Origin of the sequence: Nonomuraea sp. NPDC051191 (genome assembly GCF_044455665.1) — a bacterium.
Taxonomy (GTDB): domain Bacteria; phylum Actinomycetota; class Actinomycetes; order Streptosporangiales; family Streptosporangiaceae; genus Nonomuraea.
The window spans coordinates 296,550-321,594 of the sequence record NZ_JBITEZ010000007.1; the positions used below are offsets into that span (position 1 = coordinate 296,550).

Annotated in this window: 25 protein-coding genes; 13 read left to right on the forward strand and 12 right to left on the reverse strand. The window is 70.8% G+C overall.

Annotated elements, in window-relative coordinates:
• Positions 1 to 58: 58 nt before the first annotated feature.
• The 4 genes from ACIA8R_RS22255 to ACIA8R_RS22270 all read right to left on the reverse strand — a co-directional run bounded on the left by ACIA8R_RS22255 (position 59) and on the right by ACIA8R_RS22270 (position 3,210).
• The gene (locus ACIA8R_RS22255; RefSeq protein WP_397040108.1) at positions 59 to 517 is read right to left on the reverse strand and encodes a hypothetical protein; all 459 of its coding nucleotides are present in this window, start codon (positions 515 to 517) and stop codon (positions 59 to 61) included.
• A 247-nt stretch (positions 518 to 764) separates the two neighbouring features.
• Positions 765 to 917 carry a hypothetical protein gene (locus ACIA8R_RS22260; protein WP_352324303.1) on the reverse strand — a complete coding sequence of 51 codons (153 nt, stop codon included), beginning with the start codon at positions 915 to 917 and terminating at the stop codon, positions 765 to 767.
• 230 nt (positions 918 to 1,147) lie between these two features.
• Complete coding sequence (locus ACIA8R_RS22265) at positions 1,148 to 1,819, reverse strand: DUF4230 domain-containing protein (RefSeq protein WP_357695158.1); 672 nt, start codon at positions 1,817 to 1,819, stop codon at positions 1,148 to 1,150.
• A gap of 59 nt (positions 1,820 to 1,878) precedes the next feature.
• Positions 1,879 to 3,210: a hypothetical protein gene (locus tag ACIA8R_RS22270; RefSeq protein WP_357695160.1), complete on the reverse strand. Its 1,332-nt coding sequence runs from the start codon at positions 3,208 to 3,210 to the stop codon at positions 1,879 to 1,881.
• A 229-nt stretch (positions 3,211 to 3,439) separates the two neighbouring features.
• Between ACIA8R_RS22270 and ACIA8R_RS22275 the strand changes: the two genes are divergently transcribed.
• Genes ACIA8R_RS22275 through ACIA8R_RS22290 form a run of 4 tightly spaced genes read left to right on the forward strand, consistent with a single transcriptional unit; the run spans position 3,440 to position 7,018 of the window.
• Positions 3,440 to 3,991 carry a MarR family transcriptional regulator gene (locus ACIA8R_RS22275; RefSeq protein ID WP_357695162.1) on the forward strand — a complete coding sequence of 184 codons (552 nt, stop codon included), beginning with the start codon at positions 3,440 to 3,442 and terminating at the stop codon, positions 3,989 to 3,991.
• Complete coding sequence (locus ACIA8R_RS22280; protein WP_397040111.1) at positions 3,975 to 4,913, forward strand: co-chaperone YbbN; 939 nt, start codon at positions 3,975 to 3,977, stop codon at positions 4,911 to 4,913. Before ACIA8R_RS22275 ends, ACIA8R_RS22280 begins: the two co-directional genes overlap by 17 nt.
• Positions 4,914 to 4,922: 9 nt before the next feature.
• The gene (locus ACIA8R_RS22285; RefSeq protein ID WP_357695165.1) at positions 4,923 to 5,552 is read left to right on the forward strand and encodes a cytidylate kinase-like family protein; all 630 of its coding nucleotides are present in this window, start codon (positions 4,923 to 4,925) and stop codon (positions 5,550 to 5,552) included.
• A gap of 56 nt (positions 5,553 to 5,608) precedes the next feature.
• A complete protein-coding gene (locus ACIA8R_RS22290) occupies positions 5,609 to 7,018 on the forward strand; it encodes an NAD-dependent malic enzyme (protein WP_357695167.1) in 1,410 nt (469 codons plus the stop codon).
• Positions 7,019 to 7,189: 171 nt separating this feature from the next.
• Here ACIA8R_RS22290 and ACIA8R_RS22295 read toward each other — a convergent pair whose 3' ends face one another.
• From ACIA8R_RS22295 to ACIA8R_RS22315, 5 genes are all read right to left on the reverse strand, one after another.
• On the reverse strand, positions 7,190 to 7,675 hold the full coding sequence (locus ACIA8R_RS22295; protein WP_364088959.1) for a hypothetical protein: 486 nt from the start codon (positions 7,673 to 7,675) through the stop codon (positions 7,190 to 7,192).
• Between the two features lie 71 nt (positions 7,676 to 7,746).
• Entirely contained in the window at positions 7,747 to 8,799 is a 1,053-nt protein-coding gene (locus ACIA8R_RS22300) for a glycosyltransferase family 4 protein (protein ID WP_364088956.1), read from the reverse strand.
• A 202-nt stretch (positions 8,800 to 9,001) separates the two neighbouring features.
• Entirely contained in the window at positions 9,002 to 10,552 is a 1,551-nt protein-coding gene (locus ACIA8R_RS22305; RefSeq protein ID WP_357695173.1) for a glycerol-3-phosphate dehydrogenase/oxidase, read from the reverse strand.
• A gap of 14 nt (positions 10,553 to 10,566) precedes the next feature.
• Positions 10,567 to 12,057, reverse strand: a complete 1,491-nt coding sequence (gene glpK, locus ACIA8R_RS22310; protein ID WP_397040115.1) for a glycerol kinase GlpK — start codon at positions 12,055 to 12,057, stop codon at positions 10,567 to 10,569.
• Positions 12,058 to 12,109: 52 nt separating this feature from the next.
• On the reverse strand, positions 12,110 to 12,862 hold the full coding sequence (locus tag ACIA8R_RS22315) for an IclR family transcriptional regulator (protein ID WP_357695177.1): 753 nt from the start codon (positions 12,860 to 12,862) through the stop codon (positions 12,110 to 12,112).
• Between the two features lie 301 nt (positions 12,863 to 13,163).
• Here ACIA8R_RS22315 and ACIA8R_RS22320 point away from each other — a divergent pair, with 301 nt between their 5' ends.
• Positions 13,164 to 13,784, forward strand: a complete 621-nt coding sequence (locus ACIA8R_RS22320) for a TetR/AcrR family transcriptional regulator (protein ID WP_357695179.1) — start codon at positions 13,164 to 13,166, stop codon at positions 13,782 to 13,784.
• A 16-nt stretch (positions 13,785 to 13,800) separates the two neighbouring features.
• Here the strand turns inward: ACIA8R_RS22320 and ACIA8R_RS22325 are convergent, their stop codons facing one another.
• Positions 13,801 to 14,325, reverse strand: a complete 525-nt coding sequence (locus ACIA8R_RS22325) for a hypothetical protein (protein ID WP_357695181.1) — start codon at positions 14,323 to 14,325, stop codon at positions 13,801 to 13,803.
• Between the two features lie 122 nt (positions 14,326 to 14,447).
• Between ACIA8R_RS22325 and ACIA8R_RS22330 the strand changes: the two genes are divergently transcribed.
• Entirely contained in the window at positions 14,448 to 15,026 is a 579-nt protein-coding gene (locus ACIA8R_RS22330) for a YqgE/AlgH family protein (RefSeq protein WP_357695183.1), read from the forward strand.
• Here the strand turns inward: ACIA8R_RS22330 and ACIA8R_RS22335 are convergent.
• On the reverse strand, positions 15,023 to 15,649 hold the full coding sequence (locus ACIA8R_RS22335) for a TetR family transcriptional regulator (protein ID WP_357695185.1): 627 nt from the start codon (positions 15,647 to 15,649) through the stop codon (positions 15,023 to 15,025). The genes ACIA8R_RS22330 and ACIA8R_RS22335 overlap by 4 nt on opposite strands.
• 149 nt (positions 15,650 to 15,798) lie before the next feature.
• Between ACIA8R_RS22335 and ACIA8R_RS22340 the strand changes: the two genes are divergently transcribed.
• Positions 15,799 to 17,397 carry an MFS transporter gene (locus ACIA8R_RS22340; protein WP_364088943.1) on the forward strand — a complete coding sequence of 533 codons (1,599 nt, stop codon included), beginning with the start codon at positions 15,799 to 15,801 and terminating at the stop codon, positions 17,395 to 17,397.
• Between the two features lie 77 nt (positions 17,398 to 17,474).
• On the opposite strand, the gene ACIA8R_RS22345 is transcribed toward ACIA8R_RS22340, so the two are convergent.
• Positions 17,475 to 18,881, reverse strand: coding sequence for a cellulase family glycosylhydrolase (locus ACIA8R_RS22345; protein ID WP_364088940.1), 1,407 nt, complete (start codon positions 18,879 to 18,881; stop codon positions 17,475 to 17,477).
• Between the two features lie 68 nt (positions 18,882 to 18,949).
• On the opposite strand from ACIA8R_RS22345, the gene ACIA8R_RS22350 reads away from it, so the two are divergent.
• The 6 genes from ACIA8R_RS22350 (at position 18,950) to ACIA8R_RS22375 (ending at position 24,898) form a co-directional block, all read left to right on the forward strand.
• Entirely contained in the window at positions 18,950 to 19,435 is a 486-nt protein-coding gene (locus ACIA8R_RS22350; RefSeq protein WP_364088937.1) for a hypothetical protein, read from the forward strand.
• The gene (locus tag ACIA8R_RS22355) at positions 19,432 to 19,692 is read left to right on the forward strand and encodes a DUF3039 domain-containing protein (protein ID WP_357695193.1); all 261 of its coding nucleotides are present in this window, start codon (positions 19,432 to 19,434) and stop codon (positions 19,690 to 19,692) included. The genes ACIA8R_RS22350 and ACIA8R_RS22355 overlap by 4 nt, the downstream gene beginning before the upstream one ends.
• Positions 19,693 to 19,770: 78 nt before the next feature.
• Positions 19,771 to 20,691 carry a zinc metalloprotease gene (locus ACIA8R_RS22360; protein WP_397040119.1) on the forward strand — a complete coding sequence of 307 codons (921 nt, stop codon included), beginning with the start codon at positions 19,771 to 19,773 and terminating at the stop codon, positions 20,689 to 20,691.
• A 24-nt stretch (positions 20,692 to 20,715) separates the two neighbouring features.
• Positions 20,716 to 22,104, forward strand: a complete 1,389-nt coding sequence (locus ACIA8R_RS22365) for an MFS transporter (RefSeq protein ID WP_364088930.1) — start codon at positions 20,716 to 20,718, stop codon at positions 22,102 to 22,104.
• Between the two features lie 90 nt (positions 22,105 to 22,194).
• Positions 22,195 to 23,019: a hypothetical protein gene (locus ACIA8R_RS22370; RefSeq protein ID WP_397040121.1), complete on the forward strand. Its 825-nt coding sequence runs from the start codon at positions 22,195 to 22,197 to the stop codon at positions 23,017 to 23,019.
• 124 nt (positions 23,020 to 23,143) lie between these two features.
• Positions 23,144 to 24,898: a DEAD/DEAH box helicase gene (locus tag ACIA8R_RS22375; protein WP_397040123.1), complete on the forward strand. Its 1,755-nt coding sequence runs from the start codon at positions 23,144 to 23,146 to the stop codon at positions 24,896 to 24,898.
• Positions 24,899 to 25,045 lie beyond the last annotated feature (147 nt).

The following is a 25,045-nucleotide window of genomic DNA, read 5'->3' on the forward strand; positions in this document are numbered from 1 at the left end:
TCTCCCATTGTCTCGTTGGGTTGTACGGACATGAGAGGCATCGACCCCCGAAAAGGATTCAGGAGGAACGGGTGAAGTCGGCGATCCAGTTCGTCTCCCAGGTGGCCCCGCCGTCGGGCGAGAACCGCTGTTCCCAGCGGGCCGACTCACCGGTGATGTCCGACCAGATGTAGGCGACCTTGATCGGCCGGCCGTCGTACACGTCGTCGCAGGTGAAGACCCCGCGCCCGGTGTCGTCGAAGCGGCCCACCACGGGCGGCAGTGACATGCCGGTGGCGCTGCCGGCCCAGTAGAGCGCCCATTCGTCGGCCGCCTTGTCGTACAGGCGTAGGGTCACCCCGGCGGACCCCTCGCTGGGGAAGGTGACCTCGTCGATGTTGCCCGTCCCGTCCAGGACGCTCCAGCACCTGGTGTGGCCGGTGAACTCGTACCATTCGTCGCTGCCGGCGAGTGCCTTGCGCAGCCGTCGCTGCCGTGAGGTCCAGGTGCCGACGAAGAAGTCGAAGCTGTTGTCCATGCCCGGACGGTAAGCGCCCATCCCTGACATCTTCCGTCAGTGTCCCGGCGGCGGTGCGTTCACGCCGTACGAGCCCCCGCGACGTACGGCGTGAACGCGCGACACCCCGGTCCCACCAGGAACGGGAACCGGGGTGTCGCAGACGCTGCGCTCGGGCCGGCCAGGAATCCGGCGCCGGACGCGCCCCCCTAAGGGGGCATTTCAGCCCGGCCGCGAGGGAGGATGCGGCCGGGCTGCTTGTGGGACGTCATGAAGCCAGGAACTTGGCGAAGACCGAGCGGTGGCGACGCTCGGAACGCTGTCCCTTCAGTGCTTCCCGTACGCGCCGCTGCTCGGCGGCGGCCCGACGGAGTTCGGCGGCGTGGTGCTGCATGACGCTGTATTCGAGTTCGGCGTTCATTCGAGTGCTCCTGCTGTTCGTGTTCCTTGTTCCCTGCACTTTTAAGACTCCTCCTAAGGCCCCTCCCGCCACATCGGGCGGATGTCCTATCTGCCGGGGTTCGGGCAGGTAGGGAGGTACTTAGGCGGGCGCGTCCGTGGACTAAGCACGTACGGGGATACCTAGGCGGGAACGCGGACGGGCCGCCCCACCCGAGGGGAGGCGGCCCGCCGGCAGGACGAACAGGCAGGTCAGAGCTCGTCCGTGAACTTGACGGTGACCTTGGAGAAGCCCAGCGACTTCAGCATGCCCGTGAGCATCGACTTGGTGTTGGCGTCCGCCCGCGCCCGCAGGTCGCTGGCCACGGCCGCCTCCGTGATCTTCTTCTCCGCCAGCAGGTAGAGCTCGCGCTGGTCGCCAGGGGAGCCCGACAGGAAGTCCTGGACGCGGTCGAGCAGGCCGCGCTGCTGGGCGAACACGTACGAGCGGCTGTTGTCCAGGTTGGGCTTCTCCAACTGGGCGCGCGGAAGCCGGACGGTGGCCTCGGTGCGATCCTTGTTCACGGTCACCGCGCCCGCCGCCATGGCCGAGAAGTCCACGTACGCGTCGACGCCGCCGGCGCCCACGAACAGCGTGCGGGTGCCCTTGACCGCGTCAGGCAGGAAGTTGGCGTCCTTCTCCAGGTCGACGACGACCTGGAAGGTGCCCGTCGCCGCCTCGAACCGGCTGAGGTCCTTGATGGACTGCAGCAGCACCGGCTGACTGCGGTCGACGGTCTGCTCTCCGAACGGGTTGAGCCACGTCCAGGCCAGCCGGCCGCCCACCACGAGCAGGACCGCCAGGACGAGGAACCCCGCCGCATATCGCCACCTGCGGCGCCGCCGGGGAGCCAGGTCCGGCGGCGTCGTCTGGGAAGTCGTCATGGGGCATGACTACCCGCCAGGCGATCATCAGTGCCAGCCGTATGGTGACATCTTCGTCGTCAGCCTGAGGTGCCCGCGGTGCCGGGGTCGGGGTAGACCGGGTAGACGTGGCTGCTCTCGGGCGTGACGCCGGAGGGCGGCGTCAGGACCGCGGTGGGAGCCGGCCCGCCGCCGAAGTGCGTGCTGGACAGGCGGCAGGACTGGAAGTCGCTGTAGAACATGCGCAGCCACTCCCTGCGCTGGTGCTCGTCGAGGCCCGAGAACCAGGACGCGGCGTACTGGTGCTCGGGCAGCGGGCCGCCGGGCAGCGGCTCGCCGCGCAGCCAGGCCATCACGATCTCCCGGTAACCGTCGGCCGGCGTGCCGGGGCAGCGGGCGGCCAGCGCGTCGATGTACTCGTAGGCCGCCTCCTCGGCGAACCCCGCCGACAGGTCGGGCACGTGGATGGGCGCCAGGCCGTTGGAGGGCTTCAGCGGCTCGTCCAGCGGCCGCTGCTCCACCCGCGTGAACGCGGCCGGCGTGCCGGCCAGGCGCGAGGCGATCTGCGTGAACACCGCGCCCAGCTCGGTCTGCCCGGCCCGCATCCCGGGGTGCAGGCAGACCGTGATCGGCCATTCCTGGCAGGCGTAGGCGATGTCCTCGGCCGCGGCCGGCTTGGGGTGGGCCAGCATCCGCGACACGCCCATGCCCGCCGCCAGCACGGCCAGCAGCGCGCACGCCAGCACCAGGGCCTGCCTGGTCACCAGCGCCGCCCAGCCGAGCAGCAGCGCGCAGGTGATGCCGAGCAGCCAGATCGTCTGGTCGAAGAACGGCGCCCCGCCCAGCCCCTGGAACAGGTCGTACGGCTCGCCCGTGCCCGGCACCAGCCGGTCGGCCAGCCCCCGGTCGTCGGCCAGCCACGAGAAGGCGACGTAACAGGCCAGCCCCGCGATCGGCGGCGTGAGCGCCTTGGGCACGACCCACCCGGCCACCCACCCGATCACCGCGTAGAGCGCCAGGCCCGCCATGCCCATGCCGAGGCCGGACAGGCTCAGCCGCCCCGCCTGGTCGGTGAGCACGGTCTTGACCGCCAGCACCAGCACCGTCGCGCCGAACGAGCCCAGCACCACCACCACGATGGCCAGCGGCGCCTTGAGCGCCCGCCACGTGGTGAGCGAACGCCCGCGCAGCGCGCGCCGCTTGCGCAGCGCCACCCACGCGGCGAACGCGGCCGCCACGGGCCCGGTCATCCGCAGCGAGCCGATGACCGCCGCCAGGATGTTCTCCCACGCGTCGACGCCAGGTATCAGGACGTTCCACGCCGCGACCAGGCCGAGAGCGAGCAGCACCGCCACTGTCACGGCCGCGCTGTGCTTCAGCTCCTCGCGTGTAACGCCCGCGTGCTCACGCACCCTGTATCCCGTTGCAGTTCACCAAGCACCCCCCGTGCCCCTGGCAATGCGGAAGAATGTCAGCCCAGATCCGTCCCCACGGCAGTTGGACTTGGCTTCCGCGTCACCTTACGTAAGAGAACCATAACGGAGCGTGATGATTGACGGTCGGATTCTTGGTCAAGCGGTGAAGCCTGTCGCTCCAGGTAGCCCGACGAAACCGGGACGAGAGGCGCGCTAACGTAGCGCTGTGTCCCAGCCGAAGCCGCTCAATCTGCCGTTCGATCCCATCGACCGCGCCGCGGAGAGCTGGCGTGCCCGCTTCGGGCCTTCCTCCGCGATGGCCGCGGTCACCTCGATCATGAGAGCACAGCAGATCCTGCTGTCACAGCTCGACTCCCTCCTCAAGCCCCACGATCTCACCTTCGCCCGCTACGAGGCCCTGGTGCTGCTGACCTTCAGCCACACCGGCTCGCTGCCGCTGTGGAAGATCGGCGAGCGGCTCATGGTCCATCCCACCAGCGTCACGAACACGGTGGACAGGCTGGAGAAGTCCGGGTTCGTCTGCCGCCTGCCCAACCCCCGCGACGGCCGCGGCGTGCTCGCCGAGATCACCGACCAGGGCAGGGAGGTCGTGCGCCGGGCAACGGACGACCTGATGGCCGCCGAGTTCGGCCTGACGATGTACGCCGAGGACGAACTCCAGCAGATCTTCGACCAGCTCCGCACGCTGAGGGTGGCGGCGGGTGACTTCTCCGGCCCGTCCATGCGGCAAGATGAGGAGCATGGCGGACTTCTCTAGGCCCGGGTCGCTCTACGGAGCTGTGGACCTGGGCGCGCGCAAACAGGCACTGGATGCCCAGGCCCGGCGGGAGGCCGCCGGTCCCCAGGGGGCCACCTCGGCCTCGGTCGTCGACGTGACCGAGGAGACGTTCACGACGGACGTCATCGACCGTTCGATGACCGTGCCGGTGGTGCTCGACCTGTGGTCGCCCCGGTCGCCGGGCAGCGCCCAGCTCAGCCCCGTGCTGGAGAAGGTGGTCGGCGACATGGGTGGCCGGGCCGTGCTGGCCAAGGTCAACGTCGACACCAGCCCCCAGATCGCGCAGGCGCTGCGGGTGCAGGCCGTGCCCACCGTGCTGGCCATCTTCCAGGGGCAGGCCGTCACCGGCTTCCAGCAGGTGCTGCCCGAGCAGGAGGTGCGCCGCTGGCTCGACGAGCTGATGGGCGCGGTCGAGCAGTTCTACCAGGCCAACCCTGACGCCCGGCCGCCCGCGGCCGAGGAGGGGGAGGAGGCGCCCGCCGGGCCGCCCGCCGACCCCGACCTGGTGGCCGCCGAGCAGGCCATCGACGCCGGAGACCTCGACGCGGCCGAGGCGGCCTACCAGCGCCTGCTGGCCCGCATCCCGGGCGACGAGGACGCCAAGATGGGCCTGGCGGGCGTCGGCCTGATCAAGCGCACCTCCGAGGCCGACCCGGCCGACGTGCAGCGGCGCCTCCAGGACCCGTCCGACATCGACGCGCAGCTGCTCGCCGCCGACCTGGAGATGCTCTCCGGCGCGGTCGACGAGGCGTTCGAGCGCGTCGTGGCCGTGGTCAAGCGCACCTCGGGCGACGACCGCGACCGGGCCAGGAAGCATTTGCTCGGGCTTTTCGACGCATTGCCGTCAGACGACCCATCCTTGGCGAAAGCGCGTAGAGCATTGGCGAACGCCCTGTTCTAACCTGGAGGTATGCGGGTCGTCACGATCTCCGCGGCCTACGGCACGGCCGGCAGCCACATCGGCCCGGCCGTCGCCGAACGGCTCGGCGTGCCCTTCGTCGACCGTGCCATTCCCAGCGCGGTGGCCAAGGAGCTCGGCTGCACGCTGGAGGAGGCGCTGGCCCACGACGACCGCGCCGAGCACGGCCTCGGCAGGCTCCTGTCCGGCGCGATCAGGCTGCCCACGGTCACCTTCGGCGGGGTGGACATGTACGTCCCGGGCGCGATGCCCCTGCCGCCGGAGGAGTTCGTCCGGCGCACCGAGCGCATGCTGAAGGAGATGGCGCTCACCCAGGGCGGCGTCTTCCTGGGCCGTGCCGGGGCCCTGGTGCTGGCCGACCATCCGGGCGCGCTGCACGTCAGGCTCGACGCGCCGCTCAAGCGCCGGATCCGCCAGACGGCCACGCTGAGCGGGATGAGCGAGCGGGAGGCGAAGGCCGTCATCGAGGACAACGACCGGGCCAGGACGGCGTACGTACGCCATTTCTACCGGGCGGATCCGGGCGATCCGTGCCACTATCACCTTGTGCTCGACAGCACCACGATCCCCGTCCCCGCGTGTGTCGAACTCATCGTCACCGCAGCGACGGCACTGGGTTGACCTGATGCCCCCTATCCTGGGATGACTTCTTGGTCAGTCCCGAAGGAGCGATTGACGTGGCGACCGTCCCGAGTGTGTCGTACTCCATAACCGTGCGTCTTGAGGTGCCCGCAGGCGGCAAGGCCGTGAGCCAGCTCACCCACGCCGTAGAGTCGGCCGGAGGCGTGGTGACCGCACTCGACGTCACCAACGCGGGCCACGAGAAGCTCCGCATCGACGTCACCTGCGCTGCGCGTGACACCGACCACGCGCAGGCCATCGTCGACCAGCTGGAGGCGGTCGAGGGCGTCGTCATCCACAAGGTCTCCGACCGCACGTTCCTCATGCACCTCGGCGGCAAGATCGAGATGAAGTCGAAGGTGCCGCTGCGCAACCGCGACGAGCTGTCGATGGCCTACACCCCGGGTGTGGCGCGCGTGTCGATGGCCATTGCCAGGAACAAGGAGGACGCCCGCCGCCTGACCATCAAGCGCAACTCGGTGGCCGTGGTCACCGACGGGTCGGCGGTGCTCGGGCTGGGCAACATCGGGCCGGAGGCCGCGCTGCCGGTCATGGAGGGCAAGGCGGCCCTGTTCAAGCGGTTCGCGGGCATCGACGCCTGGCCGATCTGCCTCGACACCCAGGACGTCGACGAGATCGTCCGCACGGTGCAGTTGATCGCCCCCGGCTTCGGCGGCATCAACCTGGAGGACATCGGCGCGCCGCGCTGCTTCGAGGTCGAGCGCCGGCTGCGCGAGCTGCTGGACATCCCGGTCTTCCACGACGACCAGCACGGCACGGCGATCTGCGTGCTGGCGGCCCTGACCAACGCGCTGCGCGTGGTGAACAAGTCCATCGAGAACGTCAAGATCACGATGGCGGGCGCCGGCGCGGCCGGGAACGCGGTGCTGCGGCTGCTGCTGGCCGCGGGGGCGCGCAACGTGGTGGTCTGCGACTACCTGGGCGCCGTGCACAAGGGCCGCGACGACCTCGACGAGTCGCTGCGCTGGATCGCCGAGCACACCAACGCCGAGGGCTACGCGGGCGACCTGCGCGGCGCGGTCAAGGACGCCGACGTGTTCGTGGGCGTGTCCGCGCCCGGCATCCTGACCGGCGACGACATCGCCACGATGGCCAAGGACTCCGTGGTGTTCGCGCTGGCCAACCCCGAGCCCGAGGTGTCGCCCGACGACGCTCGTGAGCACGCCGCGGTGGTCGCGACCGGGCGCTCCGACTACCCCAACCAGATCAACAACGTGCTGGCGTTCCCGGGCGTGTTCCGGGGGCTGCTCGACGCGCAGGCCGGCGGGGTGACCCAGGAGATGCTGCTGGCCGCGGCGGGCGCGCTGGCGGCGGTGGTGACGCCGGAGGAGCTGGGCCCCAACTACATCGTGCCGAGCGTGTTCCACCCCGACGTGGCGACGGCGGTGGCGGCCGCGGTCCGCGAAAGCGCCGGCGGCCGGGCCCGGGGCTTCACCGAGGCGTGATCCGCCAGGGGCCGATCCGTCCGGTTCGGCCCCTGCGTGCCTTCCACCCGGGCGGCCCACAGAGCGAGCCGGTGAAGGGTCAGAGGGCGTGACCTGGAAGGCCATCAGCCGAAGTACGGCGGGTGGGGTGACCACGCGAAGCCGTGAAGACAAAAGGCGGCTGGTTGTCGTCTACGTGTGGGTGACGGCGGGGATGAGGCGGTAGCTTTCCTGGAAGACGAGGTTGTGGGCGTCGGCGGCGGCGATGGCGCGCAGGGTCGTGAGCTGGCCCGCCGCGTCCGAGTGGTCGAAGACGTTCAGCGGCCAGTCGCCCACCGTGTTGCCGCGTAGGTGCGGGTGGTGGAAGTCGGCGCCGTAGTGGGCCACGATCGCGATCGGCAGGATGTCCTTGTCGCGCTGTTCCGGCCAGGTGAGCGACCACATGGCGTTCAGCCCGCCCTCCTGAGACCTGGTGAGCCCGCTGGACACCACCTGCCCGGTGCCGAGGAGCAGGTCGGCGTTGAACTCGTCCAGCGTCGCCCGCGCCACCGGGTCGAGCAGCTCGACCGCCGTGGCGAACAGGCGTTCCTTGTCCTCCCGCGCGGTGACGCCGCCGTGGACGCCGTCGCGCAGGTCGGTGAAATGCCTGATCAGAGCCTCGTTCATGGCAGTGCGCATGCCTACCATCTTCCCCCGGGACGGCGGCGACACCCTGTGCGGCGGCGATCCGCCGCATGGGAACGCGCAGGTCAGGCGGCGAAGGGCGCCGGACGCCGATCGCGGACGCTCAGTTCGTAGATCTTCTCGTAGCCCATGGCCATGCCGAGCGCGTCGAAGTTGCGCTTGACGTGCATGCGGCAGTCGGCCGGGTTCAGGCCGCCCGCGGCTTCGACGGCCTCGGCCAGGTCGGCGGGCCCGTCGCAGATGTAACCGGTGACACCGTCGACGAGGACCTCGCCCACGGCGCCGCCGCGCAGCGCGACCACCGGGGTGCCGCTCGCCATGGCCTCGGTCATCACCATCCCGAAGGACTCCTCCCGGCGGCTGGGGAAGAGCAGGCAGTGCGCGTTCGCCAGCAGCTCGCGCTTGCGCGGGCCGTCGGCCTCGCCGACGTGGACGGCGTCGTCGCCGAGCCGGGGGCGGATGTGGGTGTCGAAGTACTCGTGCTCGGACGGCTCGTTCATCCCGCCGGCGAGCAGGATGCGCCGTCCGGCCTTCCGGGCGGCGTCGATGGCCAGGTGGGCGCCCTTGTCGGGGCTGAACCGGCCGAGGAAGAGCGTGTAGTCCTCCTTGCGCTCGCGGAAGGGGAAGCTCTTCAGGTCCACGCCGTTGTGCACGGTGCCCACCCAGTTGAGGTCGGGGGCCTGCATGCGCTGGAACGTCGAGGTGGACACCAGGCCGACGGAGTCGCCGAGCCGGCGGAGCCGCTCGGCCTGCTCGCCCGAGGCCGGGCCGTGCACGGTCGTCACCGTCGGGATCCGGGGGTTCAGGGCGGTCAGCGGGCCCGCCGGAGAGTGGTCGTGGACGACGTCCACGTCCAGGTCCTCCAGCCGGACGTCGGGGACCGCCGTTCCAGGGACGGGTTCGTCCAGCGGGTGGGAAGGGGGTTCGGAGTAGGCGGCGAGGAAGTGGGCGGAGGCGCCGGGGCGGCCGGCTCCGATCAAGGTGACCTGGTGGCCCAGTCTGAGCAGGGATCGCGCGAGGTCGTCCATCATGACCCTGACACCGCCGTACGAGCGGGACGGGTTCTCGAACCTCGGGGGAGCCACCAGCGCGATGTGCAGCCGGGACTGGGCGGACATGACGTCACCTCCGTAGGGGCGGCAGAAAGGGGTACAGCCGGTCGGCGGCCCGCCGCCTCGGTGCGGCCGCGGGGGGTTCCCGGCGGTCCTCGGCGACGGATGCGAGGGTGGAGATGCCCAGAATCGGCCGACATGAACCTCTGATCTGCGGTGACGGCCGTCACCCCGGCCGCGGCGGCACAGGCCGCGGCCGGGGTCACTGTCAGCCGAGGAGCTGCTCGATCCGGGTGCGGACGTCGGGCGTGTCGAGCCCGCGCACGGTGAGCGTGGTACGGCGGCGCACGACGTCGTCCACGGTGGCCGCCCACTCGTGGTCGCGGGCGTAGACGGCCTGGGCCCAGATGTCGGGCCCGTCGGGGTGGATGCGCTCGCCGAGTGAGGGGTCCTCGCGGATGAGCCGGGCCACGTCGAAGGCGATCGTGCCGTAGTGGGTGGCCAGGTTGCGGGCGACCAGCGGGTCCATGCGGGCGCCCGGCTCCCGTTCGGTCCACAGGCGCATGGCGACGGCGTCGGGGCTGGCCAGGCCCGGCAGCGGCACGGCCGGCAGGATGGCCGCCAGGTCGTCGCCGAGCGGCCTTCCGGGCAGGCGGGCGAGGGTCTCCAGGACGTGCCTGCCGATGTGGCGGTAGGTGGTCCACTTGCCGCCCGCGACCGACAACATGCCGCCCGCGCCCCTGGTCACCACGGTCTCCCGCTTGGCGGCCGACACCTGGGCGGGCCCGCCGGGAAGCACGCGCAACCCGGCGAAGGCGTAGGTGATGTCCTCGCGGCGGAGCTGGCAGTCGCGTACGGAGTGGCCGGCCTCGTCGAGGATCTGGGTGATGTCGGCGTCGGTGGCGCGCACGTCGGCCGGGTCGCCCTCGTACGCCTCGTCGGTGGTGCCGAGCAGCAGGTGGTCCTCCCACGGGATGGCGAAGGAGACCCGGTATTTGTCGATCGGCGTGGTGAGCGCGGCCTTCCACGGGTCGTGGCGGCGCATGACCAGGTGGGCGCCCTTGGACAGCCGGATGCTCGGCGCGGCGTTCGGGTCCTCCATCCGCCGCAGGTGGTCCACCCACGGGCCGGTGGCGTTGAGGACGAGCCGGGCGTTCACCCCGAACTCGGTGCCGTCGAGGCGGTCGCGCAGCTCCGCTCCGGTCACGTTGCCGCCCGACTTGCGCAGGCCGACGACCTCGGCGTGGTTGAGCACGACCGCGCCCGCGTCCACGGCGGCGCGCACGGTCATGACGGCGACGCGGCTGTCGTTCATCTGGTGGTCGCCGTAGACGGCGGCGGCGCGCAGGCCCTCGCTGCGCAGCGCGGGCACCCGGCTCATGGCCTGGTGCGGTGTGATGACCCTGCCCATGCCGTCGCCGAACACCGACAGCGCGGAGTACAGGAAGACGCCGGCGCCGAGCTTGGCCGCGCCGTGCGGGCCGCCCTTGTAGATCGGCACCAGGAAGGTGAGCGGTTTGACCAGGTGGGGTGCGATGTCGCCGGCCAGGGCGCGGCGTTCGCGGTGGTTCTCGGCGACCAGTTTGACGTTGCCGGTCTGCAGGTAGCGCAGGCCGCCGTGGACCAGCTTGGACGACGCGCTGGAGGTGGCCCCGGCGAAGTCGCCGGCCTCGACCATCGCCACCCGCAGCCCGGCCTGCGCGGCCATCCAGGTGACGGAGGTGCCGAGGATGCCGCCGCCGATCACCAGCAGGTCGTACGTGGCGCGGGAGAGCTCGTCCCGGATCTCGGCCCTGTCGGCGCCGATGGCGATGTTCATGACGTGCTCCAGTCCTACTTTTCGACCCAGTCGAGGGTGCGGGCCACGGCCTTCTTCCAATTGCGGTACTCCCGCGCACGGACCTGTTCGTCGATCTCCGGCCGCCACTCCGACGCCTTGTGCCAGTTGGCGCGCAGGCTGTCGAGGTCGGGCCAGTAGCCGATGGCCAGGCCGGCGGCGTACGCGGCGCCGAGCGCGGTGGTCTCGGCGACCATCGGCCTGATCACGGGGACGGCCAGCACGTCGGCCAGCGTCTGCATGAGCAGGTTGTCGGCCGTCATGCCTCCGTCGGCGCGCAGCGTGGTCAGGTCGAGCCCGGAGTCGGCGTTCATCGCGTCGACGACCTCGCGGGTCTGCCAGGCGGTGGCCTCCAGGACGGCGCGGGCGATGTGTCCCTTGGTGACGAACCCGGTCAGCCCGGCGATCACGCCACGGGCGTCGGAGCGCCAGTGGGGCGCGAACAGCCCCGAGAAGGCCGGGACGAAGTAGCAGCCGCCGTTGTCGTCGACGGTCTTGGCCAGCGTCTCGATCTCGGCGGCGCTGGAGATCAGGCCCAGGTTGTCACGCAGCCACTGCACCAGCGAGCCGGTGACGGCGATCGCGCCTTCGAGCGCGTACGTGGCCGGGCCGTCGCCGATCTGGTAGCCGACCGTGGTGAGCAGGCCGTGCCGGGAGACGACGGGCTCCTGGCCGGTGTTCATCAGCAGGAAGCTGCCCGAGCCGTAGGTGCTCTTGGTCTCGCCGGGTTCGAAGCAGGTCTGGCCGAACAGCGCCGCCTGCTGGTCGCCGAGCGCGGAGGCCACCGGCACGCCGGCCGCGGTGTGGCCGTAGACCTCGGCGGACGGACGGATCTCCGGCAGCATCGCGCGCGGCACGCCGAGGGCGGCGAGCAGGTCGTCGTCCCAGCTCAGCGTGTGGATGTTCATCAGCATCGTGCGGCTGGCGTTGGTCACGTCGGTGAGGTGGCGGCCGGTCAGGTTCCACAGCAGCCAGCTGTCCATCGTGCCGAACAGCACCTCGCCGCGCTCGGCCCGCTCCCGCAGCCCGTACGCGTCGAGCAGCCAGCGGATCTTCGGCCCGGAGAAGTACGTGGTCAGCGGCAGCCCCGCCTTCTCCTTGAACAGCGCCTCGTGCTCGGCGAGCGCCTGGGTGAGCGCGTCGGTGCGGGTGTCCTGCCACACGATCGCGGGGCAGACGGGACGCCCGGTCTCCCGGTCCCACAGGACGGTGGTCTCGCGCTGGTTGGTGATGCCCAGCGCGGCGATGTCGAGCCCCTCGGTGGCCTCGGCCATGACGGTCCGGACCGACTGCCAGATCTCCTCGGCGTCGTGCTCGACCCAGCCCGGCTTGGGGAAGATCTGGCGGTGCTCGCGCTGGGCGACGGTGACGATGTTGCCGGCCTGGTCGAAGACGATGCACCGGCTGGACGTGGTGCCCTGGTCAATGGCTGCGATGTAGTGCGGTCGAGGCACGAGGTTCCTCGCTTGGGAGTCGGGGTTCGACATTGTCGAACGATGTGAGCGATGTTACGTGTTCGCCCCGGTGTTGTTCAACCGGTCATCTGGCCAGATCGCGGGTGATCGCGCGGGCGGCGTCGCGGACGTAGGAGACGTACTCCATGGTCAGGGCGCCGTCGGCGGTCAGCCGTTCGACCGCGCCCCGGATGCCGATGGCGCCCACCACGAGGCCGCGCGGGTCCTTGATCGGAGCCGCGATGGCGACCTCGCCCTCGGTCAGCTCCTCCATCTCGGCCGCCCACCCCCTGGTCCGGACCTGCTCCAGGTCCTCCTCCAGCTTGGCGGTGTCGACCAGCGTCCGGTCCGTGTACGCCGGCAGCGGCGGCGCCGTGAGCGACTCCCCGTAGGGGTCGTAGGCGAGCAGCACCTTGCCGAGCGCGCTGGCGTGCGTCGGCAGGTAGGTGCCGACCTGGAGGGTCTGCATGCTGTCGTCGGGGCGGAACACGTGGTGGATCACCAGCACGTGGCCCTCGTGAAGGGTGCCGATCCAGGCGCTCTCCCTGCTCCGCCCGGCCAGGGCGTCGGCCCAGTTGATCGAGCGGGTGCGCAGTTCGTTGACGTCGAGGTAGCTGCTGCCCAGGTGGAGCAGCGTGGCCCCGAGCCGGTACTTGCCGGTCGCCGCGTCCTGCTCGACGAAGCCGACCCGGACCAGCGTGCGCAGGATGCCGTGGAGCGTGCCCTTGGGCAGGCCCAGCGCCCTGGCCAGCTCGGCCACGCCGAGCTGGCGGGGGCCGGAGGCGAGCAGGCGCAGGATCGCGGCCGCCCGCTCCACCGATTGAATCGTCTCTCCCACGGCGGCAACCATAGCGCAGATCGGTTCGACATTGCCGAACGCTTTTATGGAATCAGCGCTCCCGCGACGGTCGGCGCGGCGTTGACGGACGCCGCCACGCTCACCCCCTGAAGGACGGCCCCCACCGCTCGCAATGGCCACGGCGAGCATCAACCGGAAGCCCGGCAAGAGCGCGGGAACCAGCCGCTGTGCGGACGTCGTCCGATCGGAGGGGCCGGTCGAAAAGTACGATCACGACAGCTCCTTAATGGGACAAGTGCTCCATTAAGTGTGCCATGACGTCAGCATGAAAGGGGAGTTGATGGAACAAGAGTCCCGTTTGGCGGGGACTGTGCGGCCGGGGGGCCGCACCGCGCGCGTGCGCGCGGCCGTGCTGGAGGCCACTCAGGACGAGCTGGTCGAGCACGGCTTCCATGGGCTGACCATGGATCAGGTGGCGGCCAGGGCCGGCGTGGGCAAGACCACGGTCTACCGGCGCTGGGGGAGCAGGGCAGGGCTGGTCACGGATCTGATGATCGAGCTGGCCGAGCAGTCGTCACCACACGCCGACACGGGATCCGTCGAGGACGACCTGCTGGCCAACGCCATGGCCGTGGTGGGCGCGGTCACCGACCACCGGCTCGGGGCCACCTTCCAGGCGGTGATCGCGGCGGGCACGTCCGACGCGCAGGCCGTCCAGGCGTTGCGGGCCTTCTATCTGCGGCGCATCGAGGAATGGGCCAAGGTCGTCGACCTCGCGGTGAAGCGGGGGGAACTGCCCGAGGGCACTGACGGGATGGAGGTGATCCGGGCGATCTCCGCGCCGCTCTACTACCGCCTGCTGGTCACCAAGGAACCGGTGGACCAGGGGGTCGCCACGGACGCGGCGCTGCGCACGCTGGCGGCGGCGCGGGCGGGCGCGTTCGTCCCACGGGACGCCTGACACCGTACGGGCGGGGTCACAGGGGGCCGTCGGGGACCGAACGGGGCCAGACGGAGCCGTACCACCACATGATCCCGCCCATCACCACGAGTCCGCCGCCCGTGGCCAGCTTGCCCCACAGGTCGGAGGGCGGCCCGGTGTAGGGCAGGCGGCCGTGTCCCCTGCCGTGCCCCCGCCCCCAGGCGCAGTCGTTGCGCACCCGGGTGGAGTCGATGAGCGTGTCGGGGTGGGTGTCGGTGACGGAGAAGGCCTCGATCTCGCGGGTGGCGCCCCGGTCGATCTTGACCGTCCTGACCACCTGCTTGCGGGCCGGGATCGAGCCGGTCGCCACGCTGGTCGCGTCCACCCGCAGGTCGAACCGGGCGAGCTGGGGGGTCTGGTTGCGCAACGTGACCCGTACGGACCCCGACCCGCACCCGAGCTTGTCGGTCGTCATCGTGAACGGATCGCCCCGGTCGGGCCATGCCTCGGCGGGCGACGGCAGCAGCAGGACCGCGCCCACGGGAAGGGCGGCCAGGACGAGGCGGGTACCGATGCGCATGTGCTCCTCCCGAGCCTTCCGCAAGCATGATCTTTGCTACAGATCGTGCCCATAAGGCCACAGAAAGTAACATGGCCGGGCCGGGGGAGCGGAAAGCCCGTCACACCCTTCATGATGGAGGTATGGCGGAAGCGATCTACGTCGGCGGTTTGTTGGTGGCGACGCCGCTTCTCGACGACCCCAACTTCCGGCGTAGCGTCGTGCTGATCCTCGAACACGACCACGACGGCGGCACTCTCGGCGTGGTGCTCAACCGGCCGAGCGACATCTCGGTCACCCAGGTGCTCCCGGTCTGGGATCCGCTGGTCACCGGGCCGCCGGTGCTGTTCGAGGGCGGTCCCGTGCAGACCGACAGCGCCCTCGCCCTGGCGGCGGTCCCGAGCGGGCAGGAGCCGCTCGGCTGGCGCAGGCTGCACGCCGGCACCCCGGCCGTCTCCCGGCTGGGCACGGTCGACCTCGACGCGCCCCCCGAGATCCTCCAGGGCGAGATCGCGCAGATGCGGATCTTCGCCGGATACGCCGGCTGGACCTCCGGCCAGTTGGAGAGCGAGATCGCCGAGGGCGCCTGGTACGTCGTCGACTCCGAGGCCGGCGACACCTTCCACGGCGACCCCGGCTCGCTCTGGCGGCACGTGCTGCGGCGTCAGCCGGGCGAGCTGGCCTTTGTGGCGACCTGCCCCGACGACCCCACGATGAACTAGGCCGGGCGGGTGTCCCAGCCGGGCCGCAGCGACTCCTCGGCCAGCGTGACCGCCTCGGCGATGCGCGTGACGATCTCCGGCATGGTGGTCTCCCTGCGGGGGCACTCGAAGCCGATGCGCATGGTGGACATCGCGAACGCCACGATCAGGTGCGTCAGCTGATCGTCCTCGGGGTCGACGCCCCGGCGGGCGGCGACGGCCTCGGCCAGGCGGCTCTCGGTCAAGGCGCCCCGGGCGACGGACTGCCCCACCAAGTGCGGATATTTATCGAAAAGTTGCCGCAGCTTCAGGAACCTCTCGGTGTCCTCCGGCGTTGACCCCTGCATGTCCTCCACCATGGCCCGCAGGCCGTGCATGAGCGACGTGAACGGGGGCTCGTCCTCCGGACGGCCGGCGAAGGCCTCCATCAGGACCTCCTCGCCGTGGTCGTGGAACCACAGCACGAGATGGTCCTTGCCGGTGAAGTAGCGGAAGAAGGTGCGGGGGGAGACTTCGACGACCCCCGCTATCTGCTCGATCGTGGTGGACTCGTATCCTTGTTCGAGGAACAGGTCGAGCGCCGCGTCGAGGAGCGCGAGGCGCGTCTTCTCCTTCTTGCGTTCCCGTAGACCCACTGCGGACACCCCTTCGCCACCTTTCTGTCACAGTGTGCCAGAAGTCATGCGGCGTCTTTTTAAAATCGTTTGTCATAAGTCATGGCCTGACATACTCTACCTGAGGCTTACGAGACCTATGCCGCTTGTTGAGGCGGTATGTAACTGAGGGGGACCTTATGGCTAACGCGAAGGCGGTCGCCGAACCGTCGTCGCCCGGCCTCGGCAAGACGGGGACGGGTGGCGGGAACCCATGGCTGGTGCTGCTGGCGGTCAGCCTCGGCGTCATCATGGTGATGCTGGACGGCACGGTGGTGGGCATCGCCAACCCCGTCATCCAGGTGGAATTGAAGGCGTCGCTGTCCGACCTGCAGTGGGTGACCAGCGGCTACCTGCTCGCGCTGGCCGTGTTCCTGATCACCGCGGGCAAGCTCGGTGACCTGTTCGGGCACAAGCGCGTCTTCCTGATCGGTGTGGCCGGCTTCGCTCTGTCCTCGGTGGGCATCGGTCTCAGCCAGGAGCTGGCCGACGTCGTCCCCGGCCTGTCGCCGGTGGGCGCGCTGATAGGCCTGCGGGTGCTGCAGGGCCTCTTCGGCGCCCTGCTCCAGCCGGCCGCCCTGGCGCTGCTGCGTGGCGCCTTCCCCGGTGAGAAGCTGAACCAGGCGATGGGGGCCTGGGGTGCCATCATCGGCCTCTCCAGCGCCGCCGGCCCGATCGTGGGCGGCGTGCTGGTGGAGAAGGTGAGCTGGGAGTCGGTCTTCTTCATCAACGCACCGGTGGGCATCATCGCGTTGATCATGGGCTTCCTGCTGATCAAGGAGAACCGCGTCCAGACGTTCGCCCGCATCGACTGGCTCGGCGTGGTGCTGCTGTCCGGCGCGATGTTCTCGCTGGTCTGGACGATCATCAAGGCCCCCGAGTGGGGCTGGGGCGACTCGACGACGCTGACCTTCATCGCCGCGTTCGTGGTGCTCATCGGCCTGTTCATCTTCTGGCAGAGCAGGGCCAAGCAGCCGCTGGTGCCGCTGTCGCTGTTCAGGAACGTCTCGATCTCGATCGGCACCCTGCTGATGATGATGGTCGCGTTCGCGATGTTCGGCGCGATGTTCTTCCTGGGCTTCTTCTTCCAGGGCGTGCACGGCCTGACCCCGCTCGACGCCGGCCTGCGGATGCTGCCGATGAGCGCGGGCATGATCGTGGCCTCGCCCCTGGCTGGCATGGCGATCGGCAAGCTCGGGCCGAAGATCACGATGGCCGCCGGTCTGCTGATCACCGCGTCCTCGATGTTCCTCATGTCGCGTCTCAGCATCGACGCCTCGTTCATCGAGAGCGGCCTGCCGTTCGTGCTGCTGGCCTTCGGCCTCTCGCCGGTGTTCGTCGGCGCGACCGAGATCATCGTGGGCAACGCGCCGGTCGAGCTGAGCGGTGTCGCGGGTGGCCTTCAGCAGTCGGCCATGCAGGTCGGCGGCGCGCTCGGCACCGCGATCCTGGGCGCCGTGATGGCCGGCGAGATCGCCGACACGCTGCCCGGCTACCTCGGCCCGGCGGCGCAGGCGATCCCGCCGGGGCAGCTCACGCTGCTGGAGAAGGCCGCCGCGTTCGGCGCGACCCCGCCGGGGCTGCCGCAGGTGGTCACGGACGCCGTGCACAACTCGTTCATGGACGGCATGCACCTCGCCTTCCTGGTCAGCACCGGTGTCGCGGTGCTGACGGCCCTGCTGACGCTGTTCGTCAGGGCCGGTCGCAAGAGCGAGGGCGCGCCGGTCCACATGGGCTGACCGCTTCCCGCCGGAACGGCCCCCGCCATCGTGGCGGGGGCCGTTCCGCTGTCCGGGCCCCTCTGTCGCGGGGGCCGCTATTTTGCGGTGACGGTCAGGATGACGCGGCCCGAGGTCTTGGTGGTGACCGTCAGGATGCGCCGGGCGGCGTTCCAGACGGCCGTGCCGCCGTCCACCTGCGCGCCGTTCGGGAAGCCGCGCTCGGGCAGGTAGATCTCGGTGGGGCCGGTCTCGTTGGCTTCGAAGACCACCTGGAGGCGGTTCTCGCCGTACGTGACGGCGACCGGGACGCCGCCGATCGCCCTCGGGTACGCCCTGACGTACACGCCCGGCAGCGGAGTGGCCTTCCCCTTCGCGTCGTACGGCCCCCAGGCGTCGGCGTCCCGCGACCAGTACGCCATGCCCGTGCCCACCTGGTCGCTCACCTCCTGCACCTTCCGCACCAGGTCGGAAGCGCCCGGCCTGGTCATGTCCAGCCCGAACTCGCCCAGCAGGACCGGCGCCCGCATGCGCTCGGCCGTCCGCGCGATGTTCTCGCGCCACCAGCCGAGCGTGCGGTCGGTCCACTCCTTGGAGCCGGCGGCGTAGTCGTCGCCGAGGTCCAGGGGCAGCGGGTAGAGGTGCGGGGCGAAGGCGATGCGCGGCGGGCCGCCGCGCGGGTCGTCGAAGCGCGGCAGCGCCGACGGCAGGCCCCAGTTGACGCCCACGGCCTGCGGCTCCAGGAAGATCCAGCGGTCGGGGTCGACCTCCCTGATCCGGGCGATGGTCCTGCGGTAGAGGGTGGCCAGGGGGCCGGTCTCGAACGTCGCGCCCTGCACCGAGCCGCCCCACGGCTCGTTCATCAGGTCGTACCCGAGAACGCCCGGCACGTCCTTGAAGCGGGCCGCGACCGCCGCCCACGCCTTGGCGTAGCGGTCCATCAGGTCGGGGTGGTCGCCGGTGGTGTTCCAGAAGTGGTCGAAGGCCCGGATGACGCCGGGTTCCAGGTAGTACATCTCCCAGGTGAACTGCTCGGTGGCCACCGGCAGGCCGTCGGTGTGGGTGGCCCAGGCGGGCGCGCCGTTGCCGGCGACGCCGGTGGGGGTGATGGCGTTGCCCCACAGGTCCTGGTGCATGTCGAGCATGACCTGGTAGCCGCGGTCGGAGTACCACCGCACCCGCTCAGCCACCTTGTCCAGATATTTCATGTCATAGGTGCCTGGGGAGGGCTCCACGGCCCGCCACAGGATGAGGAAGCGCACGAAGTTCGTGCCCATGTCCCGGTATTCGCGGTCGATGTCGTCCGGGGTCAGCTCCGGGAGCGCGTCCGGGGCGCCCTTGGCGCTGCCCGCCGTGTTGAACCCGTGCAGGATCAGCGCCCGGCCGCGGTCGTCGGTGACGTAGCGGGGGGTGGACGGAGGAGCGTCCCTGGTCGCGGCGGCGACAGCGCCTCCGGCCAGCAGGACGAGCACGGCTGTCGTCGCGAGCAACCTGGCACGCTTCATCTGATCTCCGCGGATGCCGGGAAATAGGGTCTTCCATCAGAATCATGGACGCGGCTAGCCTGCCGAACATGAGCCTTGTTCGCAATAGCCTGCCGGCGATCGTCACCTTGTTGATCGTCGTGGGGTTCGGTCTGTTCGGCGCGGTCCTGGTCACGAGGGTCGGCTACCTGGCCGTGCCGTCCGCGGTCGGGGCCCCGTACGCGCTGCCGGGCCTGCGCGTCGTCCCCCTGGGCGAGACGACCTGGCTGCTCACGCTCGCCGACACGGTCCTCGCGCTCGCCCTGGTCGGCGCGGTGGCGTCCACGCGCGCCGGACTCTGGCGCACCTGGGGCAGGTTCCTGGTCGCCGCGGTCGCGGTGAACCTGGTGCGCGCCGCCCTGCTCGCCACCGTCGCCGAGGCCGGGATCGGCGCCTACCTCGGCTATCTCGGCGGCGGCCTGGTCGCGGGTCTGATCTGGGGAATCGTCCTCGGCTGGCTCCCCGGGCTCGCCGCGCTGCCGCGCCGGTCCGGAACGCGGGACCGGTCGCCGGCGGGCATAAACTCGATGGGGTGAGCACGAAGATCCTCCCTGAGCAGGAGACCACTCCGCGCACCTCTCACGGTGACGGCGACCACGAGCGGTTCGCCCACTACGCGGACAAGCACAAGATCACCGAGAGCATGGTGACGGGCACGCCCATCCGCGCGCTCTGCGGCAAGATCTGGGTGCCCAGCCGTGACCCGAAGAAATACCCGGTCTGCCCGGAGTGCAAGGAGATCTACGAAGGTCTCCCGCCCGGCGGCGGTGGCGATGACGACAAGAAGCAGTGAGTGTTGCTGAAGCCCATTCCCCCCGGGTAAGGCTACGGTCGGTAATCTGACCAGCCCATACCGTCACGGGGGGATCGTATGGCCCGGCGCGCGACCGCCGTCTCGTTGGCATGCCTGCTCGCGGCCGGGCTCGCCCCGCCGTTCCCGCTCGGTGCCATGCCGCTCCCGGTCGGCGCCGAGCCGGCGTCCGCCTGCGTCCCGTCGGCCGCGCGCCTGGCCGTCCCCCGCGCGCCGGCCGGGACCGGCCCGCGCTCGCCGCTCCCCGAAGACGTCGCCAGGATCTCGGCCGAGCTGAAGACCCGGTTGCGGGGGTTGACCGTGCCCGCGCGCATCACCGTGCCGACCCGGGTGGTCGTCCTCACCGACGGCCGGCGCAAGATCTCCGAGCAGCTGGTCAGAACCCAGATCGACGTGCTCAACGCCGCCTACGCCGGCCGCAACGGCGGCGTGGACACCGGCCTGCGCTTCAAGCTGGAGTCCGTCTCCGTCAAGGAGAACGCCACCTGGTTCGCCGACCCGGTCGGCGGCGAGAAGGCCATGAAGACCCGCCTGCACCAGGGCGGCGCCCAGACGCTCAACCTCTACATCGCCCAGCTCAGCGAGCTCATGCTGGGCTTCGCCAGCTACCCCTACTGGTACGCCGGCGCCCCCGCCCTCGACGGCGTCGTGATCGACTGGCGCAGCCTGCCCGGCGGCGCGATGACCAACTACGACAAGGGCTTCACCGTCGTCCACGAGATCGGCCACTGGCTCGGCCTGTTCCACACCTTCGAGAACGGCTGCGACGAGCCGGGCGACGGCATCGCCGACACCGCCCCCGAGGCCCGCGCCACCGAGGGCTGTCCCGAGAGCAAGGACACCTGCCCCAACACCGGCACCGACCCGATGCACAACTACATGGACTATGCCCATGACCGGTGCATGTCGGAGTTCACCCAGGGCCAGGCCGACCGCATGCACGAGATGTGGACGGTGTACCGACGCAGCGCAGATGCGTAGATTCGACGCATTTACCATGTGTAGGTGACAGCACCGAAGGCAATCGACGCTCCCGACATCTCACCCCGGATCCTAGGACCGGCGTACCGCACGGCCACTTTGGGGATCGTCCTCGTGGTCACCCTGATCGCCTTCGAGGGGATGTCGGTCGGCGTCGTGATGCCGGAGGTCTCCCGCGACCTCGACGCGCTCAACCTCTACGGCATCAGCTTCTCCGCCTTCCTCATCGCCAGCCTGTTCGCCAACGTGGTCGCCGGGCTCTGGTCGGACCGGCGCGGCTACCCGCTGCCGTTCCTGGCCGGGGTGGTGCTGTTCGTCGCCGGGATGGCGCTGGCCGGCACGGCGGACGCCAAGGAGCTGTTCCTGATCGCGCGGGCCGTCCAGGGATTGGGGGCCGGAGCCTCGATCGTGGCGCTGTACGTGATGATCGCCCGGGTCTACCCGGCGGACCTGCGGCCCAAGGTCTTCGCGGCGCTGTCGGCCGCCTGGGTCGTGCCCTCGATGGTCGGGCCCGCCGTGGCGGGGGCCGTCGCCGAGCAGTGGGGCTGGCGTTACGTCTTCTACGGGATCATCCCGCTGGTGGTGCCCGCGCTGGTGATGCTCGTCCCCGCGCTCCGGATGGCCGGGCCCGAGCAGGCCGAGGAGGGCCCGCGCGGGCCGCGTTCGCAGCCGCTGGCGATGACGCTGGCCGCCACCTCCGCCGCCGGCGGCGCGGGCGTGCTGCTGTGGGGCGTGGACGAGCTGCACAAACAGCCGCTGGTCGGCACGGCCGCCACGCTCGGCGGGCTGGGCTTCCTGATCTACGGCCTGTACCGGCTGCTGCCGCCGGGCGCGCTGCGGTTCGGCCGCGGGCTGCCCACCACCGTGCTGCTGCGCGGGTTCTTCTCGGCGGCCTTCTTCGGCGTCAACTCCTTCATCCCGCTGGTGCTGACGTCGGTCAAGTTCTTCGACGCCAGGGCCGCCGGGATCGCGCTGACCACGGGCGCGCTCGGCTGGTCGGCGGGCTCGTTCCTGCAGAGCAGGCGGACCGCCGAGCCGCACCGGCGGATCAGGCTCGGAGCGGTGTGCGTCACGGTCGGGATCGTGATCGCGCTGTTCGCGGCGCTGCCCGCGGTGAGCGGGTGGATCGCGGTGCCGGCCTGGATCGCGGCCGGGTTCGGGATGGGCCTCGGCATGACCACGGTCAGCGTCACCGCGCTCAGGCAGTCGCCGGTCAGCGAGCAGGGCGCCAACTCGGCGGCGCTGTCGGTCACCGACATGCTGGGCTCCGCGCTGACCGTCGGCCTGGGCGGCGCGGTGATCAACTTCATCGGCCACGAGTCCGGGCAGATCGCCACCGGGTTCGTGGTGATCTCGGTCATGATGGCGCTCATCGGGCTCACTGCCACGTTCCTGGCCGCCCGTACGCGCTGATCGTGCGATTCTGCCCCTCCCGCCACAGTGATCACGGATCGCCAGATCTTCGTCCCGAGGAGTGATAGGACAACGGGACGAGGAGGTGTCATGGAGGATGATCACCGGGTCTGGCCCCCCGCTTCCGGGCCCCGGCACCGCCGCACTCCTCCCCAGGACGCGGACCCCCCGGACGACCCCGACGAGGACGCGGAGGAGGCCCCCTGGCCGCCCCGCCGCGGGCGCGACCCGTACGAGCGGGAGACCGCGTGGAACCCGCGGATCCGCAGGACCGCCCCGCTCGACCCGCCGGCCGCCTCCGAGCCGCTGCCGCCCTCGGCGCGGCTCTACGGCACCCCGGCCGACCCCGGGCCGCTGGAGGAGCCCCCGAGGCGCGGACGTCGCGTGGCCGGCGCCCTGGTCGCCGTGGCGGCGGTGGCGGCGGTGGCGGGGCTGGTCGCGGGGGTGAGTACGGTGGCGTCCCGGTTCACCGCGCCGCCGCCGGAGTCCGACCGGCTGAGCGACGCCGTGGCGGGCGTGTCACTGCGGCTGCCGCCCGGCTGGAGCGCCGGCACGATCCCGCCGGTCACCGGCTTCACGTCGGTCGCCAGGGACGGGAACGGCGCGCTGGTCATGGCCATGCGGGTGCCCGACCCCGTGCCGAACGCCAAGAAGGCCGCCGGGGAGGCCGCCGAGCTGTACTCCAGGCTCCTGCTCAAGGGCGACAAGGTCACGGTCGTCGACGACCGCGACATCCCGCAGGGGCACACCAGGGCGCTGCGGGCCGAGTACCAGGACGTCGTCAACCGGCCCGCCTTCCTGCGCGTGATGCTTCTCACCCGCGCGGGCCGCGCGGTACTGCTCCTCGGGCTGCTCCAGCCCGAGGCGACCACCGGGAGACAGGCGCTGGACGCGGTGATGACGAGCTTCAGATAAGCCGCATAGCACGTAGGGAAGACCTTGGCCAGAATCCTCGGTGCACGGCACGTCTTGTCGGTGAGCCCGATTACTCTTGGGTCACTGTGAGAGAGCGAAGCACACGAACCCCAGAGGTGATGCGGTGAGCACCTTCGCCGCGTCCCACCTTTCGCCTTCCTATCCAGACCGCGCCGCGTGGGGCACCGCGCCCAAGCTGCGCGCCTGGCAGCAGCAGGCGTTCGACCTGTACTTCAGGCGCGAGCCGCGTGACTTCCTCACCGTGGCCACCCCCGGCGCGGGCAAGACGACCTATGCCCTGCGCATCGCCAGCGAGCTGCTGGCCAACGGTGTGATCAGGGCCGTCACCGTCGTCACGCCCACCGAGCACCTCAAGCGCCAGTGGGCCGACGCCGCCGCCCGGGTCGGCATCGGCATCGACCCCGAGTTCAAGAACAGCCAGGGCACCACCTCGCGCGACTACACCGGGGTGGCGGTGACGTACGCGCAGGTCGCGATGCACCCCGCGCTCCACCGGGCGCGCACCGAGGCCCGCAAGACCCTGGTCATCTTCGACGAGATCCACCACGCGGGCGACGCCAAGTCGTGGGGCGACGGCGTGCGCGAGGCGTTCGAGCCCGCCACCCGCCGGCTCCAGCTCACCGGCACGCCGTTCAGGTCCGACGACAACCCGATCCCGTTCGTCGGCTACGAGGAGGACGCCGAGGGCGTCAAGCGCAGCGTCTCCGACTTCTCCTACGGCTACGGCCCGGCGCTCGACGACGGCGTCGTGCGTCCGGTGATCTTCCTGGCCTACTCCGGCGAGATGAAGTGGCGCACCCGCGCGGGCGACGAGATCGCCGCGACGCTCGGCACCCCGCTCACCAAGGACCAGCTCTCCCAGGCGTGGCGGGCCGCGCTCGACCCCAAGGGCGACTGGATCCGCCAGGTCATGCAGGCCGCCGACCGCCGCCTGACCGAGGTCCGCCGGGGCGTGCCCGACGCGGGCGGCCTGGTGATCGCCACCGACCACGAGACCGCCCGGGCCTACTCCCGCCACCTGCGCAACATCACCGGCGAGGGCGCGACGGTCGTCCTGTCCGACGACCCGGGGGCGTCCAAGAAGATCAAGCAGTTCGCCGCCTCCGAAGACCGCTGGCTGGTGGCCGTCCGCATGGTGTCCGAGGGCGTCGACATCCCGCGCCTGTGCGTGGGCGTCTACGCCACCTCGACCTCGACCCCGCTCTTCTTCGCCCAGGCCGTGGGCCGCTTCGTCCGCGCCCGCAAGCGCGGCGAGACGGCCTCGGTCTTCCTCCCCTCGGTGCCCACCCTCATGGGGCTGGCCAACGAGATGGAGGTCGAGCGCGACCACGTGCTCAACAGGAAGCCTCCGGAGGACGGCCTCGACGACAGCCTGCTGGAGCAGGCCAACCGTCAGAAGGACAACCCCGACGTCCTGGGCGACGAGCTGCCGTTCGAGACGATGGAGACCTCGGCCACCTTCGACCGGGTGCTCTTCGACGGCGGCGAGTTCGGCACCGGCGCGGAGATCGGCTCGGCCGAGGAGGAGGACTTCCTGGGCCTGCCCGGCCTCCTTGAGCCCGACCAGGTGGCCACCCTGCTCCGCAAGCGCCAGTCCGACCAGCAGGCCGCCAAGCGCAGGCAGGGCCCGGCCGAGCAGCCCAAGGAGACCTTGGCCCCCCACGAGCAGATCGCCGAGCTGCGCCGCGAGCTCAACGGCCTGGTGGGCGCCTGGAACCACCGCACGGGCCAGCCCCACGGGGTCATCCACGCCGAGCTGCGCCGCACGTGCGGCGGCCCGCCGATCGCGCAGGCCACGTCCGAGCAGATCCAGGAACGCATCGACGCCATCCGCCGCTGGGCCACCCAGCGACGCTAGCCGCGCCCCCTTCGCCGGTTCACTTGAAACCGGCGAAGGGGCCGGCGGGGGACCCTGCACATTTGGACACAGAGCAGTGACCTTCCGTTAGAAGGCCGGCCAGAACGGCAAGAACCCTCTTGGCTGTCTCGGGATACCAGAAGGATC

Bases quoted from the DNA above. Each gene is read 5' to 3' on its own strand.
- ACIA8R_RS22260 (WP_352324303.1), bottom strand. From the start codon at position 917: ATGAACGCCGAACTCGAATACAGCGTCATGCAGCACCACGCCGCCGAA.
- ACIA8R_RS22300 (WP_364088956.1), bottom strand. From the start codon at position 8,799: ATGTCCGCCCAGTCCCGGCTGCACATCGCGCTGGTGGCTCCCCCGAGG.
- ACIA8R_RS22345 (WP_364088940.1), bottom strand. From the start codon at position 18,881: ATGAAGCGTGCCAGGTTGCTCGCGACGACAGCCGTGCTCGTCCTGCTG.
- glpK (WP_397040115.1), bottom strand. From the start codon at position 12,057: ATGTCGAACCCCGACTCCCAAGCGAGGAACCTCGTGCCTCGACCGCAC.
- ACIA8R_RS22360 (WP_397040119.1), top strand. From the start codon at position 19,771: ATGGCCCGGCGCGCGACCGCCGTCTCGTTGGCATGCCTGCTCGCGGCC.
- ACIA8R_RS22340 (WP_364088943.1), top strand. From the start codon at position 15,799: ATGGCTAACGCGAAGGCGGTCGCCGAACCGTCGTCGCCCGGCCTCGGC.
- ACIA8R_RS22325 (WP_357695181.1), bottom strand. From the start codon at position 14,325: ATGCGCATCGGTACCCGCCTCGTCCTGGCCGCCCTTCCCGTGGGCGCG.
- ACIA8R_RS22350 (WP_364088937.1), top strand. From the start codon at position 18,950: ATGAGCCTTGTTCGCAATAGCCTGCCGGCGATCGTCACCTTGTTGATC.
- ACIA8R_RS22255 (WP_397040108.1), bottom strand. From the start codon at position 517: ATGGACAACAGCTTCGACTTCTTCGTCGGCACCTGGACCTCACGGCAG.
- ACIA8R_RS22280 (WP_397040111.1), top strand. From the start codon at position 3,975: ATGGCGGACTTCTCTAGGCCCGGGTCGCTCTACGGAGCTGTGGACCTG.
- ACIA8R_RS22265 (WP_357695158.1), bottom strand. From the start codon at position 1,819: ATGACGACTTCCCAGACGACGCCGCCGGACCTGGCTCCCCGGCGGCGC.
- ACIA8R_RS22305 (WP_357695173.1), bottom strand. From the start codon at position 10,552: ATGAACATCGCCATCGGCGCCGACAGGGCCGAGATCCGGGACGAGCTC.
- ACIA8R_RS22330 (WP_357695183.1), top strand. From the start codon at position 14,448: ATGGCGGAAGCGATCTACGTCGGCGGTTTGTTGGTGGCGACGCCGCTT.
- ACIA8R_RS22295 (WP_364088959.1), bottom strand. From the start codon at position 7,675: ATGCGCACTGCCATGAACGAGGCTCTGATCAGGCATTTCACCGACCTG.
- ACIA8R_RS22285 (WP_357695165.1), top strand. From the start codon at position 4,923: ATGCGGGTCGTCACGATCTCCGCGGCCTACGGCACGGCCGGCAGCCAC.
- ACIA8R_RS22320 (WP_357695179.1), top strand. From the start codon at position 13,164: ATGGAACAAGAGTCCCGTTTGGCGGGGACTGTGCGGCCGGGGGGCCGC.
- ACIA8R_RS22370 (WP_397040121.1), top strand. From the start codon at position 22,195: ATGGAGGATGATCACCGGGTCTGGCCCCCCGCTTCCGGGCCCCGGCAC.